The following is a 16,375-nucleotide window of genomic DNA, read 5'->3' on the forward strand; positions in this document are numbered from 1 at the left end:
TACATGCGGACTTCTGGACGTCTATATGTCTGCCATTAAGAGTGTCATGAGAATGCTTCAGCGGCAAACGAGGAAATTTCATCGCACGTGAATAAAATTCATCTTACTGCGCATTTTCCGGCCCGCCTGCCGTTATGGCGCCAGCATCGCCCGCGCCTGCTGCATCTGCTTATCCGACAGCGGCAGATAACCCGCCTGGCTGACCAGCGCTTGGCCCTGCGGTGACAGCGCTAAACGTAAAAACGCCGCAGTGAGCGGTTCCAGCGGTTTATCCGGTGCTTTATTCACATAGATATAGAGAGGACGGGCATAAGGATAACGGCCACTGCGGATATTTTCAGCGCTCGGTGCGATCCAGTCATCGCCCTCACGCGCCACCGGAACGATTTTCACTCCGGTGATATGGAAACCTGCGCTGGCATAGCCGATGCCGTTTAGCGTGCGTGCAACCGCCTGGACCACGGCGGCCGATCCGGGGTATTCGCCCACATCATTGCGGAAATCGCCGTTACACAGCGCCTGTTGTTTGAAGAATCCCCACGTTCCGGAGGCAGAGTTACGGCCGAAGCGTTGCAGCCCGCGCGTAGCCCAGCCGGGCTGCGTCAGCTGTAAATCGCCCCAGGTTTTTGGTACGGACAGGGCACCGCAGCGGCGGGTGATGGAGAAAATCGCATCCAGCTGCTGCGCGTTCAGCCCGGTGAGCGGATTATCCTCATTCACCACCACCACCAGCGCATCCATTGCAACCGGCACCGCCAGCGGTGGGTAACCGTAGCTGTCTTCAAACAGCTGTCGTTCGACAGCCTGCATCGGGCGACTCATGGCCCCGAGCTGAGCCGCCCCGGCCGCCAGCGCCGTCGGTGCCGTGGATGAACCGGCCGCCTGGATCTGCACATTGACGCCAGGATACTGACGATTAAAACTCTCGCCCCACAGCGCCATCAGGTTACCCAGCGTGTCAGAGCCCACGCTGGTCAGGTTGCCTGCCAGCATGCCCTCTTTCGCCGGGGCCTGGGAACTGACCAGCAGTAATACCAGAGCGATTAACGTTTTCATTTAACGAATTCCGTGAGACTTAACGCAGCGCATTCTCAGCCAGTTCAGCACTAACAATCAACCTTGGTGGCAGCTGGAAGCTGAAACAGGTCTCTCTGTCGGGCGTACTGCTGATATCCAGCCGGGTATTGTGATGGCTCAGAGCGTGTTTCACGATGGCCAGCCCCAGCCCGCTGCCGCCCGTATTGCGCGAACGTGCCTTATCAACGCGGTAGAAGCGTTCCGTCAGGCGTGGCAGATGCTCCGGCGCAATACCCGGTCCGTTATCTTTGACCTTAAACTGCGCCCCCTGACTGCTGCGCAGCCAGCTGACATCGATACGCGTGCCGTCAGGCGTGTGGTTGACCGCGTTATACACCAGGTTTGAGATCGCGCTGCGCAGCTGCTCATCGTTACCGTAGACGCGCAGATGCGGATCAGTATGGAAGTGAATATCATGACGCCCGTTACTCAGCGTCTCCGCTTCACGCTGCAACACCCGCAGCATCATCGGCACATCAACTTTTTCCTGTAAATCCAGTGCCGGGGCCGCTTCAATGCGCGACAGCGTCAGCAGCTGTTTTACCAGGCTATCCATGCGTTTGGTCTGTACCTGCATGGTGTGCAGCGCCTTATCACGCAGGCTGCCCTCCAGCACGGAATCGTTCATCATCTCCAGATAACCCTGCAACACGGTTAACGGCGTGCGCAGTTCATGGCTGACGTTGGCAAAAAAGTTTCGCCGCGCACCTTCCAGCTGGTGCATCTGGGTGACATCGCGCGCCACCAGCAGCCACTGTCCTTCAGTGTAAGACATGACGCGAAATTCCAGATGGCGGTGGCTGTTGAGGACCAGCGTCAGAGGACGTGAGAAATCACGCTGGCGCAGATAGCGGGTAAACTCCGGGTAACGCAGCAGGTTAAGGATGTTCTGGCCGTTATCTTCCGGCCAGCGCAGTCCCAGCATCTGCTGTGCCAGGCCATTACACCAGAAAATAGTGCCTTCTTCGGTCGTCAGTACCACCGCATCGGGCAGCGATTCCGCCCCGCTGCGAAAGCGTTTAATCAGATGACCGAGTTCACGGCGGCGGCGGCGGTTACGCGCCTGCATTTGATACAGGCCGTAAAACAGCGGTTCCCAGCTGCCGCGCCCGCTGGGAGGCGTCATGCTGCGATCAACCCACAGCCAGTGAGAAAGTCGAAGTAAATTGTTGAAATGAAAACCCAGTACGCACAGCACTGAGACTAACAGCAGCCAGGGCAGCCCACCCACCAGCAGCCCCAAAATCAGCGCGGGCAGGCTGGCGAGCAGCAGCTCAGACAATAATCTCTTCCAGGAGAGGCGTTCCAACACGGTTCAGACTCCAGCGCGAACAATCAATAGCGTGCAGAGAAACGATAACCTGTTCCGCGAACGGTCTGCACCATACGATCGTGCCCGGTCAGCTCCAGCGCTTTACGCAATCGACGAATGTGAACGTCTACGGTACGATCTTCGACGTAAACGTTAGTTCCCCAGACATGGTTTAGCAACTGTTCACGGCTGTAGACACGTTCAGGGTGGGTCATAAAGAAGTGCAGCAGCTTATACTCGGTCGGCCCCATTTCCAGCGGCTGGGTGTCGGACATGACGCGGTGTGATGACGGATCCAGGCTCAGGCCCTGCATCTCGATCACTTCTTCCACCGCCATCGGTGAAATGCGGCGCATCACGGCCTTAATACGAGCCACCAGCTCTTTTGGCGAGAACGGTTTCGTAATGTAATCGTCGGCGCCCACTTCCAGGCCGCGCACGCGGTCTTCCTCTTCGCCACGCGCGGTCAGCATCATCACCGGAATATCACGGGTCATGGCTTCACGCTTCAGGTGCTTAATAAACTGGATGCCGGAACCGCCGGGTAACATCCAGTCCAGCAGAATTAAGTCTGGCCAGGGCTCAATCAACAGATTTACTGCACTGTCATAATCCTCGGCCTCAATCGGCTGGTAGTCATTTTGTTCCAGAACGAAACATAACATTTCACGGATTGGTGCTTCATCTTCCACTACCAGAATGCGCTTAGGCATTATTACTCCTGCGGCTGTTGACGGCTTTCACGGGGATATGCGGCGCCATTATGCGTCAGTTTTATGACACTTTTATGAAAAAAGCACCCCCTGAAATTCAGCATGATTTAAAAAGATGAAGCGCGATCGGTTAATCCTGTTAATACCCAAAATATTTTGAGTGACCGGAAGACGGCAAACGCTGACCCGCAGGGTGCGTCACGGTGATGGGCCCCATCATCCCCCGGAGCACAAAAAACGCTATGACAGTGTGAACCGGGGCCGCCAACGCACATGCAACTTGAAGTATGAAGTGTTTATAATCAGGCTCACGTTTTTCTGCTGACAGGACGTTATATGCGCATCCTCCACACCGCTGACTGGCATCTCGGCCAGTTTTTTTATACCAAAAGCCGGGCGGCCGAGCACCAGGCTTTTCTTGACTGGCTGCTGGAGCAGGCGGAAGCGCAGCAGGCCGATGCGATTATCGTGGCAGGCGATATTTTTGATACCGGCTCGCCGCCGAGCTACGCGCGCGAGCTGTATAACCGCTTTGTGGTGAAACTGCAGCAAACCGGCTGCCAGCTGGTGGTGCTGGGCGGTAACCATGATTCGGTGGCGATGCTGAACGAGTCACGCGAGCTGCTGGCCTGCCTGAATACCAGGGTGATCGCCGCCGCCAGCGAAGATGTACGCCAGCAGGTGCTGCTGCTCAACAAGCGCGATGGCTCGCCGGGCGCGCTGCTGTGCGCCATTCCTTTTCTGCGTCCGCGCGATATTCTGCGCAGCCAGAGCGGGCAGTCAGGGCGCGAAAAACAGCAAAGCCTGCTGGAAGCCATTACCGAACACTATCAGCGCTGCTGGCAGGAAGCGCTGACGCAGCGCGCGGCGCTGGGCCTGACGCTGCCGGTGATCGCTACCGGGCATCTGACCACCATGGGCGTAACAAAAAGTGACGCCGTGCGCGACATCTATATCGGGACGCTGGACGCCTTCCCCGCCGACTGCTTCCCTCCGGCTGACTACATCGCTCTGGGGCATATCCATCGCGCCCAGCGCATTGCCGACAGCGATCATATTCGCTACAGCGGTTCGCCAATCCCGCTCAGCTTCGACGAACTGGGCAAAGCGAAAAGCGTGTTTCAGGTCGATTTCCGCGACGGCAGGTTCGTGTCAGCCGAAGCCCTGCCGATCCCGCTGTTCCAGCCGATGCAGATGATCAAAGGCTCGCTGGCGCAGATCGAACAGCAGCTGGCGGCGCTGAACGCCGACACCGACGGTAAAACGATCTGGCTGGATATTGAGATTGTCACTGACGCGTATCTCAGCGAATTACAGCGCCGCATCCAGGAGCTGACGGCAGAACTGCCGGTCGAGGTGGTGCTGCTGCGCCGCAGCCGCGAGCAGCGTGAGCAGGTGATCGCCCGCCAGAACAATGAAACGCTGAGCGAATTAAGCGTTGAAGAGGTCTTCTCCCGCCGCCTGGCGCAGGAGGTGGAAGAGCCAGATCGTCAGGAGAGAGCCAGAGCGCTGTTTGCGCAGACGCTGGAGGCCGTGCGCCATGAGGAACAGCCACAATGAAGATCCTGACCCTGCGTTTTAAAAACCTCAACTCGCTGAAAGGCGAATGGAAAATTGACTTTACGGCGGAACCATTCGCCAGCAACGGACTGTTTGCCATTACCGGACCGACCGGCGCCGGAAAAACCACGCTGCTGGACGCCATCTGCCTGGCGCTGTATCACGAAACGCCACGCCTGAAGAGTATCACCCAGTCTCAGAACGATCTGATGACGCGCGATACCGCCGAGTGTCTGGCGGAAGTGGAGTTTGAGGTGAAGGGCATCGCATGGCGCGCTTTCTGGAGCCAGAACCGCGCGCGCGGGGCCGCCGACGGGAACTTGCAGGCACCGCGCGTTGAACTGGCGCGCTGTGATGATAACCAGATCGTCGCCGACAAGGTCAAAGACAAGCTGGAGATGATTGCCAGCCTCACCGGTCTGGACTTCGAGCGCTTCACCAAATCAATGATGCTGTCACAGGGGCAGTTTGCTGCCTTTCTCAACGCCGATGCCAACAAGCGCGCCGAGCTGCTGGAAGAGCTGACCGGCACCGAAATCTACGGCCGTCTGTCGGCCGCGGTGTTTGAACGTCACAAGCAGGCGAAGGTCACGCTGGATACGCTGCGCGCCCAGGCTGGCGGCATGGAACTGCTGAGTGAAGAACAACAGCAAACCCTGAATGCCCGGCTGGAACAGCTGGTAGCAGAGGAGCAGGTACTCACTTCACAGCAGCAACAGCAGCAGGAAAAAATGCAGGATCTGCAGCAGGTGGAGCGGCTGCAGCGGGATAAACAGCAGCTGATCGCCCGCCTGAAACAGCTGGATGAAGAGTCAGAAAAAGGGCACATGGCCCTGGCCGCCGCTGCCCGCCAGCAGCAGGACGTCGTGCAGGCCCGGGAACAGCATCAGGCGCTGCGTTTACAGCAGGAAACGCTGATAGCGGATCAGGTGCTGCCGCTGGATTTGCAGCTCAATACATTGCGTGAACAGTTGCAACAGCTGGAGCGTGAGCGAAGTGAACACCAACTTCTGCTTACCACCCGCCAGCAGGAAGGGGTAAAAAACCAGCAACTTCAGCAGGATAAGCAGGCACAGCAGCAACAGCTGAGCGACTGGCGTGCCGCACATCCGCAGTTTGAGCACTACGGTGAGCACCTTTCCCTGTGGCGTGAACGCTTCCGCCAGCAGCAGGAAAGTGAGCAGTCACTGACGGCATTATGCCAGCGGGTACAGGATCAGCAGTTGCAGATCCAGCAGCTGGAACAGACCAGCCAGCAGCTTCAGCAGCAGCAGGCTCCGCTGCAACTGCAGCTCACTGCCGCCGAACAGGGGCTGGCTCAGGCACAGCAGGTGCTGGCCCCGCTGCAGCAGCAGCACCCGGAAGAGGCGCTGCGCGCCGCGCTGGACCAGGCGGGACGCCAGCGGCCGCAGCGTCTGCTGCTGGCCACCCTGCTGCCCCAGTGGCAACAGCTGACGACGCGCCGGAGCCGCTTACAGCAGGAACGCCAGGCGCTGGCACAGCAGATCCAGCAAAACAGTGAGCAGTTACTTACGCTGCGTGCCGCCTGGAAAGAGAAATACCAGCATCAGCAGGACCTGGAAAAACGCTGTGAGCTGGAGCGGCGGATTGCCGACCTGGAGCAGCACCGGGCACAGCTGGAAGCCGGTCAGCCCTGCCCGCTCTGCGGTTCAGAAACGCATCCTGCGGTGCAGGAATATCAGGCGCTGGAGCTGTCGGAAAACCAGCAGCGGCTGGAAGGGTTAAAGCGCGAAGTTGAAAAGCTGAAAGACGATGGCAGCGCCTGCGCCGCGCAGCTCAGACAGCTGCAGCAGCTCGACGAACGTCAGCAGCAGGAAGCGGCGGAGCTCAACCGCCAGGCGCAGCAGCTGGAGCAGCAGTGGCAGAGCGCAACGGCGCTGCTCGGGCTGACCCTCAGCCCGGATGAACACCCGCAGGCCAGCGAGTGGCTGACACAGCAGGATCGCCAGGAAAGCGCGCTGCAACAGCAACTACAGCAGTTGGAGCAGGCGCTGCGTCACTGCCAGCAGCTGAAAGAGGTGCTCTACCAGCAGCAGCAGGCGTGGCAGCAGCTACAGCAGCAGATCCAGCTTCAGCAGCAGCAGCTCAGCGCCGCCGCAAAAACCCTGGGCGAACAGCAGCAGCAGCGGGAACAGGACGAACAGCGCGCCCGTCAGCTGCGCGAAGCGCTGGCTGACGGCGTCGCTCCGCTGGGCCTGACGCTGCCGCAGGACGGCGACTATCAGGGCTGGCTACAGCAGCGCGAAACCGAGTGGCAACAGTGGCGTCACAACAGCGATGCGCTGGCGGCGCTGGTGCCGGAACTGGCGACGCTCGCCAGCCGCCAGCAGGCGCTGGATAACGATCTCCGACAGCAGCAGGAGCATCTGAATGCCCTCGACCAGCGGCGACAACAGCAGCAGGAAACCCTGAATCAGCGCCAGCAGCAACGCCAGTCGCTGTTTGGCGATCGCGATGTCGCAGTGGCGCAGCAGCAGCTGCGCGCAGAGACGGAGCAGCATGAGCAGGCGGTACGCCAGAGTCAGTCACAGTGGCAGCAGCAGCAGGACCAGATAAATACCCTGACCGGACAGCATAAATCACTCAGTGAGCAGTTGATTACTCTGCAATCACATTTAGATGAAGCGGTAGCCAAAGCGGGTCACTATGACGACCTTCCCGCCCGCCAGGCGCAGCTGGAAGGCCAGCTCGCTGTTCTGAATCAGCAGCTGCGTGAACTGGCCGGCCAGCAGGGGCAGCTGCGTCAGCAGCTGCGTGATGACAGCGAACGCCGCAGCCGCCAGCAGACGCTGCTGGCAGAAATCGCCGCCAATGAGCAGCAGCTGGAAGACTGGAGCTACCTGAACCAGCTTATCGGCTCGAAAGAGGGGGATAAGTTCCGTCGCTTTGCACAGGGGCTGACGCTGGATCACCTGGTGTGGCTGGCCAACAATCAGCTTAACCGCCTGCACGGCCGCTACCTGTTACAGCGTAAATCCCAGGAGGCGCTGGAGTTGCAGGTTATCGATACCTGGCAGGCCGACGCCCAGCGCGACACGCGTACGCTCTCCGGTGGCGAAAGCTTCCTCGTCAGCCTGGCGCTGGCGCTGGCACTTTCTGACCTGGTGAGCCATAAAACCCGCATCGAGTCATTATTCCTGGATGAAGGGTTCGGCACGCTGGATGCAGAGACGCTGGACAGCGCGCTGGATGCGCTGGATGCACTGAATGCCAGTGGCAAAACCATTGGGGTGATCAGTCACGTTGAGGCGATGAAGGAGCGTATTCCGGTGCAGATCAGGGTGAAGAAGATTAACGGGCTGGGTTACAGCAGGCTGGAAACTCCGCAGCCTTAATCAATCAGGGGCGATCGCTGGCGACCGCCCCTTCTCTGCGTCTTACTGCGCGCTGCTCAGTCTGGCGCGCGGGCCGGGCAGAATACTTCCGTTGCGGCCGTCGGCGGTCAGCATCGTCGCGCCGGCGATGATGGCGATATCGTGGCTTTTATCCGCGATATTGTTAGAAATCTGCTTCACCGCAGCGGTGATCAGCATCCCCAACAGGCCGTTATTGTTGTTATCGCTCTGCGCGTCGGAAGCATAGCCCTTACCGGACCAGATCTCCTTGCCGCTGCGCAAATCCACCAGACGTGCCGTGGCGCTGACCTCGGTCACGCTGTCCAGCACCCGGTACTGGCTGCCATAGCTGACGACATCCACATACAGCGCCGCATCCGCATGGAAGATCTCATACAGTTTGCGGGTGCTGACTGCCTGCGCATCGGCAGCACTGGCCAGGCCATTCTGCTCGAAGGTTTTATCAACCACCGCGACCGGGAAGACATAGTATCCCGATTCAGCCAGCGGTGCGGTCATCACCGACACCAGGCTGTGGGCAGCGTTGATATCCGGGCTGCTGTTCTTCGCAGGCAGCACGACAATCGAGGCCGGTTTGCTGGCGCGGAATGCGCTGTAATCATACGGTTTCTGTTTAGCACAACCGCTCAGCACCAGAGCAGCGGTCAGGGCAATAAGGCTAATTAATTTCATTATTTTTTCACCTTATTACGCATCAGGAAATCCATATAAGGAGCGGATTCCGGGAACAGTGTCTTCTCGGCATTAAACTGCTGGAAAGCCAGGTCAGGACGGCTGGTCTCCACGTATAACAACCCCATCTGGGCATGCAAGCCAGGAGGAACGGGTTTATTTTTCGCTTTCGCCTGTTCCACAATGGCATTCAGCGAGTCAATTTGCTGCTCAGGGGATTTGTCATGCTGATAATAACTATAAAGCGTGGACTGATAATCACCCCAGTAATAAACCGTCTCTTTCTTTTTGGCGCAGGAAGCCACCAGCAGTACGGCGACAGCCACGCTGACCAGTTTAATTGCTTTCATCATTTATTCTCTTTTTATTATTTTACCGGACGCCATGCACCCGATTCAATTCCGCTGACCAGATGGTTGACCGCCTCACGGACTGCTAAATCCATCACCTTGCCATTCAGCGTCGAGTCATAGCTGGCAGTGCCGCCAAAACCAATCACTTCACGGTTAGACAGGCTGTACTCACCGGCACCCTGCACGGAGTAAACCACTTCAGAGGTCGCGACATCGACGACGTTCAGGTTCACTTTGGCATAGGCAACCTGAGACTTGCCGCGGCCAAGAATACCCCACAGCTGCTGGTCTCCCACTTCTTTACGGCCAAACTCGGTCACGTCACCGGTTATCACATAGTTGGCACCTTTGATGGTCTGCTGGCTGCCTTTGTACTGGGATTCAGCTTTCAGCTCATCGAGGTTAGCGCGGTCCAGCACATTGAAACGGCCGGTCTGCTGCAAATGCGTCATCAGAATTGTTTTGGACTGATTGCCCAGACGGTCAACGCCGTCAGAGAATACGCCATTCATATAAGAGGAGCGGTTATCAAACTTTCCGACAGCAATCGGACTTTTTGCTCCCTGATAGCGTGGCTGAGAAGCAGCGGCAACCTGCGGGGCTTCAATCGAACGAGAGGATTCCGTCGCGCAGCCGGTCATTACCGATGCACTTAATAAAGATAAAGCAACAAGGTGTCTGGATTTCATGTCATTTCCCTGAATGAACTCATCAAAATAATAACGGCCGTAATAATGAGTGAAGACTCAAAATAAATAATAACCGGCAATTATAATTAAAGGCAGGACGCCTTTGGCACCGGAGATTAACACAGAAAATTCTCAAAAATAAACTGAAAGTTAAATTATTTAATTTATCACCGTAATAAACCATACGTTTGCTAAACATTATCTCAACTTAACGCAAATAAAGGAAAAATCTGTAAATGCGCCCGGCCGGGTAGTTTTCATCATCAGCGGGGTGATTATTTTGTAGACTGTCACCAGTCCCCCCCCTTACCTCACTGAGGAATAGAATATGAAGCACCGTTATTTTGCCTCAGGCCTGCTTATCCTGGTGGGGTTGCTGACCGCCTGCCATTCCGCGCCAAACCCACCCGGTGATACAGAGTGTGATGCACAGTGCGGGTATCTTGCGACCATGAAAACGCGGATCCTGCGTAATTTTGAGCATGCGGAGCGCTACCATGGCCGGGCGTGCGACGTGACGCTGGCGTACAGCGCCCGCCAGCGCTATCAGGTTCTGCGCACCACAGGGGATGAAGCGCTGTGTCTGAAGGTCTGGGGCGTGGTAGCCAGTACAGAATCTTTGCCGCCGCCGCCTCTGCATCTGACACAGGCGATTGTTATCCAGTTCCGTCCGTAGCGTTTATCCTGCCAGCTCATCCCGGCGCCACTGGCGCGGGCTGATGCCGAACCAGCGGCGAAACGCGCGGGAGAATGCGCTCACCTCTGAATAACCAAGCAGCAGCGCCATTTCGGAAATCGGCAGCTGACGCTGCTGCAGATAGTGCTTCGCCATTTCACAGCGCACGTTATCCACCAGTGTGGTGAAACTCAGCCCTTCTTCACGCAGGCGGCGCTGCAGTGACCAGCTCGACAGCCCCATCTTATCGGCCACCTCCTCCAGCACCGGCTCCCCCTGCAACATCACCAGATGCACCTGCGAACGCGCCTGGTCGACAATATTCTGCTGTGGGGTCGCGCTGTTAAGACGGCGAATGGCATCCTGCATCACGCCGAGCAGCAGCGGGTCGCTGTCCGGCATGGCGCGGGCCAGATCGCGTTTCGGAATCAGCAGCGAGTTAAACGGCTGGTCGAAATAGACCGGAGCGTCGAACACTTTACAGTGCTCATGCCACTGCGTCGGGCGGGGATGTTCGAAGTGGACTTCACGCGGCGCCCAGTGCTTACCGGCGACGTGACGTATCAGGTTCAGAAACATGCCCAACGTCAGCTCGGCGTCCTGACGGCGGCAGAGAATGGCACCGTGGCGCACCTGGTAATCCAGCCGCCAGCAGTCGCCCTTATCCACCAGCCGGGTCAGCGTATCGTGCTGGTGCCATGGGAAAGCATTTGCCACATTGTGCAGCGCCTGTTCCAGCGTGGCGCTGCACAGACCGATATAGCCAATCAGACCTAATGACTGCGGTTTAAACTGCCTGCCGTAGTGTAAACCGAAGTTATCACAGCCTGAATAACGTGCAGCCTCTTCCATCACCCGGCAGTAATTGATTAAGCCAAGGCTGAGAGTGGGCTGCGCCAGCAGTTCCGGGTCGATACCGCTGACGCCGAAAATACGATCGACATCGCCGCCGCTGTGGCTGATAAAATCGCTCAGCCCGCTGGCGGCCGCAGCGAGCACGCCACGGTTACAGACATTGCCGCTGTGCAGAACATGACGGATATCCGGACGGGCCAGTTGGGTGGGTAACATGTGATAGTCTCCTGCTGCCTTAGGTACACCTCTCTCCCGTTAAACAGAGCAAATAGCGTACCAACCGCAACATCAGACAATTTGAGCGCATTATCCTGCCTGTGAGTGCGAAAAGAGCACCGCGACAGCACAGCCTGCCCGTCTGCGGTGCAGCGTCGGGTATTTATGCGCCGACCGGCAGCTCGCGCGTTTCCAGATAGCGACGGCACAGACGTACAGAATGATCCGCCCACTGCGGGCCAAGGCTGAGTGCCATTTCTGTTTCCGCATGCGATCCAACCCAGGCCAGCAGCTGAATACGGCGCTGGATCAGCAGCGTCGGCACCACCGCCATTTCAGCGTCTGTGATATGCGCCACCTGCTCATAACCGCGGAGCCAGTTGTCCACCCACTCCGCCGCTCGCGGATGATGTTCTACAAAGCTGATCGCCGCCGCCAGATCGTGCAGATACCAGCTAAAGCCACAGTCATCAAAGTCGATCACCCGCGTTTCACCTTTGTATAACAGCAGGTTGGTCAGCCGCAGATCGGCATGGATCAGGCCATAGTTGCGCGTTGTTTTGCCAAACCCGGCCAGCGTCGATCCCACCCGTGCGATCGTCTGCTCCACCACTCCGCGATCCGCTGCGCGCAGGTTCGGCGCATCGCGCCAGTCTCCCCAGTGCCCCTGCGGGCTGAGCATGGTCTGATGATCCCAGATGATGCGCTGAAAACCTGCCGGACGCTGCCAGCTGCGGCTGTGCTGATGCAGGCGGGCGGTAATATTTCCCAGCTGCTGAAAGGCACGCGGATCGACATCGGTGCCCGGCATCTCCCCCTCGATCCAGTGGAACAGCACCGCATGGCGCATCGTGCCATCATCCAGCATCAGACTTTGAACGGTCTGTCCCTGGCTGTCGGCCACCGCCTGCGGTACCTCAATGCCGGTATCGCGCAGCGCATCCAGCCAGTGCAGTTCACTCTCAATATCAGCGCGCTGGTGATAATCCGCACGGTGCAGGCGCAGCGCATAGCGCTTTCCGCCCGCCTCCAGTAAAAATGTCGCATTTTCTGAGCGGCACAGCAGGCTCAGCCGGCCCTGCAGTGCGACGGGGTAACGGGTCATCGTACGCCCGGCAAGCTGCAGCAGCGCGTCATTGTTCAGGGTGTCATATTGTCTGGCTGTCATCATCTGGCTCCGCAGGGATAGTGAACGGTGTCTCTGTGATAACAGCATCCGATCGCCTGCCCCTTTTCGGCTTGACCACAGACGACCCGCTTTTGACCGCAGCGTACAGCTGGCGCTTTTATTGCAGCGGAGTTGACCGCAGCGCGCAAAAATCATCATGCCCGCGTCAAGTTTCCCCTGGCGGGGGGCTGCATTATCGAACCACTAACACAATAATGACGGGGATAACGGTATGAAGAGCAAACTCAAACCCACGCTGGGAACCCTACATTTATGGGGCATTGCGGTAGGTCTGGTAATTTCCGGGGAATATTTTGGCTGGAGCTACGGCTGGGGCGTGGCGGGCACGCTGGGCTTTCTGCTGACAACGCTGATGATTGCCCTGATGTACACCTGCTTTATTTTCAGCTTTACCGAACTGACAACCGCCATTCCACATGCCGGTGGTCCGTTTGCCTACAGCCGCCGCGCGTTCGGTGAAACCGGTGGCCTGATTGCCGGGATGGCAACGCTGATTGAATTTGTCTTTGCCCCACCGGCCATCGCCATGGCTATCGGCGCCTATCTCAACGTGCAGTATCCGGAGCTCAACCCGAAGTTTGCAGCAGTGGGTGCCTATATCGTGTTTATGACGCTGAATATTCTCGGCGTGAAGCTGGCTGCGATGTTTGAGCTGGTGGTCACCGTGCTGGCGGTACTGGAACTGCTGGTGTTTATGGGCGTGGTGGCACCGGGCTTCAGTATTGCAAACTTCACCGCCAACGGCTGGGCCGGCGGTGAGCACTTCGGCATGCCTGCGCTGTCCGGTATTTTTGCCGCTATCCCGTTCGCTATCTGGTTCTTCCTTGCGATTGAAGGCGCCGCGATGGCGGCCGAAGAAGCCAAAGATCCGAAGCGCACCATTCCCCGCGCCTATATTGCCGGTATCCTGACGCTGGTCGTGCTGGCGATCGGCGTGATGCTGATGGCGGGCGGTGCAGGGGACTGGCGGGCGCTGTCAAATATTAACGACCCGCTGCCGCAGGCGATGAAAATGATCGTCGGTGAGCACTCCAACTGGATGCATATGCTGGTGTGGATTGGTCTATTTGGGCTCATTGCCAGCTTCCACGGCATCATTCTCGGCTATTCACGCCAGTTCTTTGCCCTGTCCCGCGCCGGTTATCTGCCTGCCGGGCTGGCGAAGCTGTCGCGTTTCCAGACGCCGCACCGCGCCATTATTGCCGGAGGTGTCATCGGTATTGCGGCGATCTTCAGCGACGGCTGGATTAACCTGCAGGGCATGTCGCTGACGGCAGCGATGATCACCATGGCGGTCTTCGGGGCCATCGTCATGTACATCATGAGTATGCTGAGCCTGTTCCGCCTGCGCCGGACTGCACCGGCGCTGGAGCGCACCTTCCGCGCGCCGGGCTATCCGCTGGTGCCGATGATTGCGCTGGTACTGGCCGCGGTGTGCCTGGTGGCGATGCTGTGGTTCAATGCCCTGATTGGCACCGTATTTGTTGGCCTGATGGCACTCGGTTATCTGTGGTTCCTGCTGACCAAAAGTCACCGCGCTAACGCCCCGCACGACGCTATGCTGCAGGGCGAATAACGGTTTCGCTGTCGCTGTTCTTTGTCGGGGCCGATCTTTTTCTTCGATCGGCCCTTGTTTAACGAATCAGAGTGGCCACAGCCATGCGGCACCGCGCACGCCGCTGGAATCACCGTGTACCGCCCGGCGGATCGGGGTGTCACACTCGCCGCCGAACACCCAGTTTTTCACCAGCTGCGGCACCGTCTGGTACAGACGATCCACGTTGCTCATCCCGCCGCCCAGCACGATCATATCGGGGTCGAGGATATTGACCACGTGCGCCAGCGACTTAGCCAACCGCGTTTCATAACGGCTCAGCGCCAGTTCCGCCAGAGGATCCTGCTGCGCCACCCGCTGCATAATCTCTGCCCCCTTCAGATCCACGCCGCTCAGGCGCTGATAGTCAGTGGCAAAACCGGTGCCGGAAATAAAGGTTTCAATGCAGCCCTGCTTGCCGCAGTAGCAGGGTACCTGCTCGCGATAGCGCAGTTCATCTTCATCCATCCACGGCAGCGGGTTATGGCCCCACTCCCCGGCATTGCCGTTGCCGCCGCTGTGCGCCTGCCCGTTCAGCGCCACGCCTGCCCCACAGCCGGTACCGATAATCACCGCAAACACCGTCTGCCGACCTGCCGCTGCGCCATCGACGGCTTCTGATACCGCCAGGCAGTTAGCATCATTGGCAATGCGCACTTCCCGCCCCAGCCGCTGCTGTAAGTCTTTATCCAGCGGCTGGCCGTTGAGCCAGGTGGAGTTGGCGTTTTTTACCCGCCGGGTAAAGGGCGACAGCGTGCCGGGGATGCCGATGCCGACGCTGCCCTGCTGGCCGGTCTCCTGCTCGGCGCGCTTGACCAGCCCGATGATGTTTTCAAGGGTTTTCTCATAGTCGTCACGCGGCGTCGGCACGCGATAGCGGAACAGTTCTTCCCCCCGGTCCGATAAGGCAATCACTTCTGTTTTCGTGCCACCTAAGTCAATACCGATACGCACTTGTTATTCCTCATTATTTAACGGCGAGATCATTACCTTAGAAGCTGCGGTGCGGAAAGGCAATGAAACCCCGCCGCCGATTCGTTATCATGCGCGCTGACTTTGAACTCGCGCGCCTTATTGCGCGCCCTGAGAGGGAATGCAGCATGCTGTGGTTTAAAAATTTGATGGTTTATCGTCTCAATCGCGACATTCCGCTGGTAGCCGACGAGATGGAAAAACAGCTCGATGCCTTCTCTTTCAGCCCTTGCGGTAGCCAGGATATGGCTAAGACCGGCTGGGTATCACCGATTGGACCGCGCAGCGAAGATTTGACGCACGTCACCAACGGTCAAATCCTGATCTGTGCGCGTAAAGAAGAGAAAATGCTGCCATCACCGGTGATCAAGCAAGCGCTGGAGGCGAAAATCAGCAAGCTGGAAGCCGAGCAGTCGCGCAAGTTGAAGAAGACGGAAAAGGACTCCCTGAAAGAGGAGGTGCTGCACAGCCTGCTGCCGCGCGCTTTCAGCCGTTTCAGCCAGACCTATGTGTGGATCGACACCGTCAACAACCTGATTATGGTGGACAGCGCCAGCGCGAAAAAAGCCGAAGACACCCTGGCCCTGCTGCGTAAAAGCCTCGGTTCACTGCCGGTGGTGCCGCTGACGCTGGAAAGTCCGATCGAGCTGACCATGACCGAATGGGTGCGCTCCGGTGAACTGCCGGCTGGCTTTGCACTGATGGATGAAGCCGAGCTGAAAGCGATTCTGGAAGACGGCGGCGTGATCCGCTGTAAGAAGCAGGACCTGGTGTGCGATGAGATCGCCAACCATATTGAAGCCGGCAAGCTGGTGACGAAACTGGCTCTCGACTGGCAGGAACGCATCCAGATGATCCTGTCGGATGATGGTTCAATTAAGCGTCTGAAATTCTCGGATATTCTGCGCGAACAGAATGATGATATTGACCGCGAAGATGTCACCGGACGTTTTGATGCTGACTTTATTCTGATGACGGGCGAGCTGGCTGCGTTAATCAGCAATACCGTGGAAGCGTTAGGCGGCGAAGCCGAGCGTTAATCACGTTGCGGGCCGACCGGAAAAGAAGGCCGGCCCCGATAAGATCATCGAACAATGTAGGGGCTGACCCTCTTTTTTGG

The 16,375-nt window shown here is 58.0% G+C and carries 14 protein-coding genes; 5 read left to right on the forward strand and 9 right to left on the reverse strand.

The annotated features are described in order from the left end of the window. Positions 1-132: 132 nt before the first annotated feature. Genes ABEH87_RS09365 through phoB form a run of 3 tightly spaced genes read right to left on the reverse strand, consistent with a single transcriptional unit; the run spans position 133 to position 3,102 of the window. The gene (locus ABEH87_RS09365; protein WP_346575952.1) at positions 133-1,056 is read right to left on the reverse strand and encodes a PstS family phosphate ABC transporter substrate-binding protein; all 924 of its coding nucleotides are present in this window, start codon (positions 1,054-1,056) and stop codon (positions 133-135) included. 19 nt (positions 1,057-1,075) lie between these two features. Beyond that, positions 1,076-2,389: a phosphate regulon sensor histidine kinase PhoR gene (phoR, locus tag ABEH87_RS09370; RefSeq protein ID WP_346575954.1), complete on the reverse strand. Its 1,314-nt coding sequence runs from the start codon at positions 2,387-2,389 to the stop codon at positions 1,076-1,078. A gap of 23 nt (positions 2,390-2,412) precedes the next feature. After that, positions 2,413-3,102, reverse strand: a complete 690-nt coding sequence (gene phoB / locus ABEH87_RS09375) for a phosphate response regulator transcription factor PhoB (RefSeq protein ID WP_048916973.1) — start codon at positions 3,100-3,102, stop codon at positions 2,413-2,415. Positions 3,103-3,438: 336 nt separating this feature from the next. Between phoB and sbcD the strand changes: the two genes are divergently transcribed. Continuing rightward, on the forward strand, positions 3,439-4,662 hold the full coding sequence (gene sbcD / locus ABEH87_RS09380; RefSeq protein ID WP_346575956.1) for an exonuclease subunit SbcD: 1,224 nt from the start codon (positions 3,439-3,441) through the stop codon (positions 4,660-4,662). Then, entirely contained in the window at positions 4,659-8,018 is a 3,360-nt protein-coding gene (locus ABEH87_RS09385; RefSeq protein WP_346575958.1) for an AAA family ATPase, read from the forward strand. The genes sbcD and ABEH87_RS09385 overlap by 4 nt, the downstream gene beginning before the upstream one ends. A gap of 42 nt (positions 8,019-8,060) precedes the next feature. Here ABEH87_RS09385 and ABEH87_RS09390 read toward each other — a convergent pair whose 3' ends face one another. The 3 genes from ABEH87_RS09390 to ABEH87_RS09400 are packed head-to-tail and all read right to left on the reverse strand — an operon-like array spanning position 8,061 to position 9,753. Then, entirely contained in the window at positions 8,061-8,711 is a 651-nt protein-coding gene (locus tag ABEH87_RS09390; RefSeq protein ID WP_346575960.1) for a DUF799 domain-containing protein, read from the reverse strand. Next, entirely contained in the window at positions 8,711-9,061 is a 351-nt protein-coding gene (locus tag ABEH87_RS09395; RefSeq protein WP_346576200.1) for a DUF4810 domain-containing protein, read from the reverse strand. Before ABEH87_RS09395 ends, ABEH87_RS09390 begins: the two co-directional genes overlap by 1 nt. A gap of 17 nt (positions 9,062-9,078) precedes the next feature. Beyond that, on the reverse strand, positions 9,079-9,753 hold the full coding sequence (locus ABEH87_RS09400) for a CsgG/HfaB family protein (RefSeq protein ID WP_346575962.1): 675 nt from the start codon (positions 9,751-9,753) through the stop codon (positions 9,079-9,081). Between the two features lie 328 nt (positions 9,754-10,081). Here ABEH87_RS09400 and ABEH87_RS09405 point away from each other — a divergent pair, with 328 nt between their 5' ends. Further along, positions 10,082-10,429 (forward strand): cell envelope integrity TolA C-terminal domain-containing protein, encoded by a 348-nt coding sequence (locus ABEH87_RS09405; protein ID WP_346575964.1) that lies wholly within the window; start codon positions 10,082-10,084, stop codon positions 10,427-10,429. A gap of 3 nt (positions 10,430-10,432) precedes the next feature. Here the strand turns inward: ABEH87_RS09405 and ABEH87_RS09410 are convergent, their stop codons facing one another. After that, positions 10,433-11,500, reverse strand: a complete 1,068-nt coding sequence (locus tag ABEH87_RS09410) for an AraC family transcriptional regulator (protein ID WP_346575966.1) — start codon at positions 11,498-11,500, stop codon at positions 10,433-10,435. 163 nt (positions 11,501-11,663) lie between these two features. Beyond that, positions 11,664-12,668 carry a phosphotransferase gene (locus ABEH87_RS09415; protein ID WP_346576202.1) on the reverse strand — a complete coding sequence of 335 codons (1,005 nt, stop codon included), beginning with the start codon at positions 12,666-12,668 and terminating at the stop codon, positions 11,664-11,666. A gap of 232 nt (positions 12,669-12,900) precedes the next feature. On the opposite strand from ABEH87_RS09415, the gene eat reads away from it, so the two are divergent. Beyond that, a complete protein-coding gene (eat, locus tag ABEH87_RS09420) occupies positions 12,901-14,265 on the forward strand; it encodes an ethanolamine permease (RefSeq protein ID WP_346575968.1) in 1,365 nt (454 codons plus the stop codon). Positions 14,266-14,331: 66 nt separating this feature from the next. On the opposite strand, the gene mak is transcribed toward eat, so the two are convergent. After that, complete coding sequence (gene mak, locus ABEH87_RS09425; protein ID WP_346575970.1) at positions 14,332-15,237, reverse strand: fructokinase; 906 nt, start codon at positions 15,235-15,237, stop codon at positions 14,332-14,334. 146 nt (positions 15,238-15,383) lie between these two features. Between mak and rdgC the strand changes: the two genes are divergently transcribed. Then, complete coding sequence (gene rdgC, locus ABEH87_RS09430; protein ID WP_346575972.1) at positions 15,384-16,295, forward strand: recombination-associated protein RdgC; 912 nt, start codon at positions 15,384-15,386, stop codon at positions 16,293-16,295. Positions 16,296-16,375 lie beyond the last annotated feature (80 nt).

The organism is Erwinia sp. Eh17-17 (assembly GCF_039675725.1).
GTDB lineage: Bacteria > Pseudomonadota > Gammaproteobacteria > Enterobacterales > Enterobacteriaceae > Erwinia.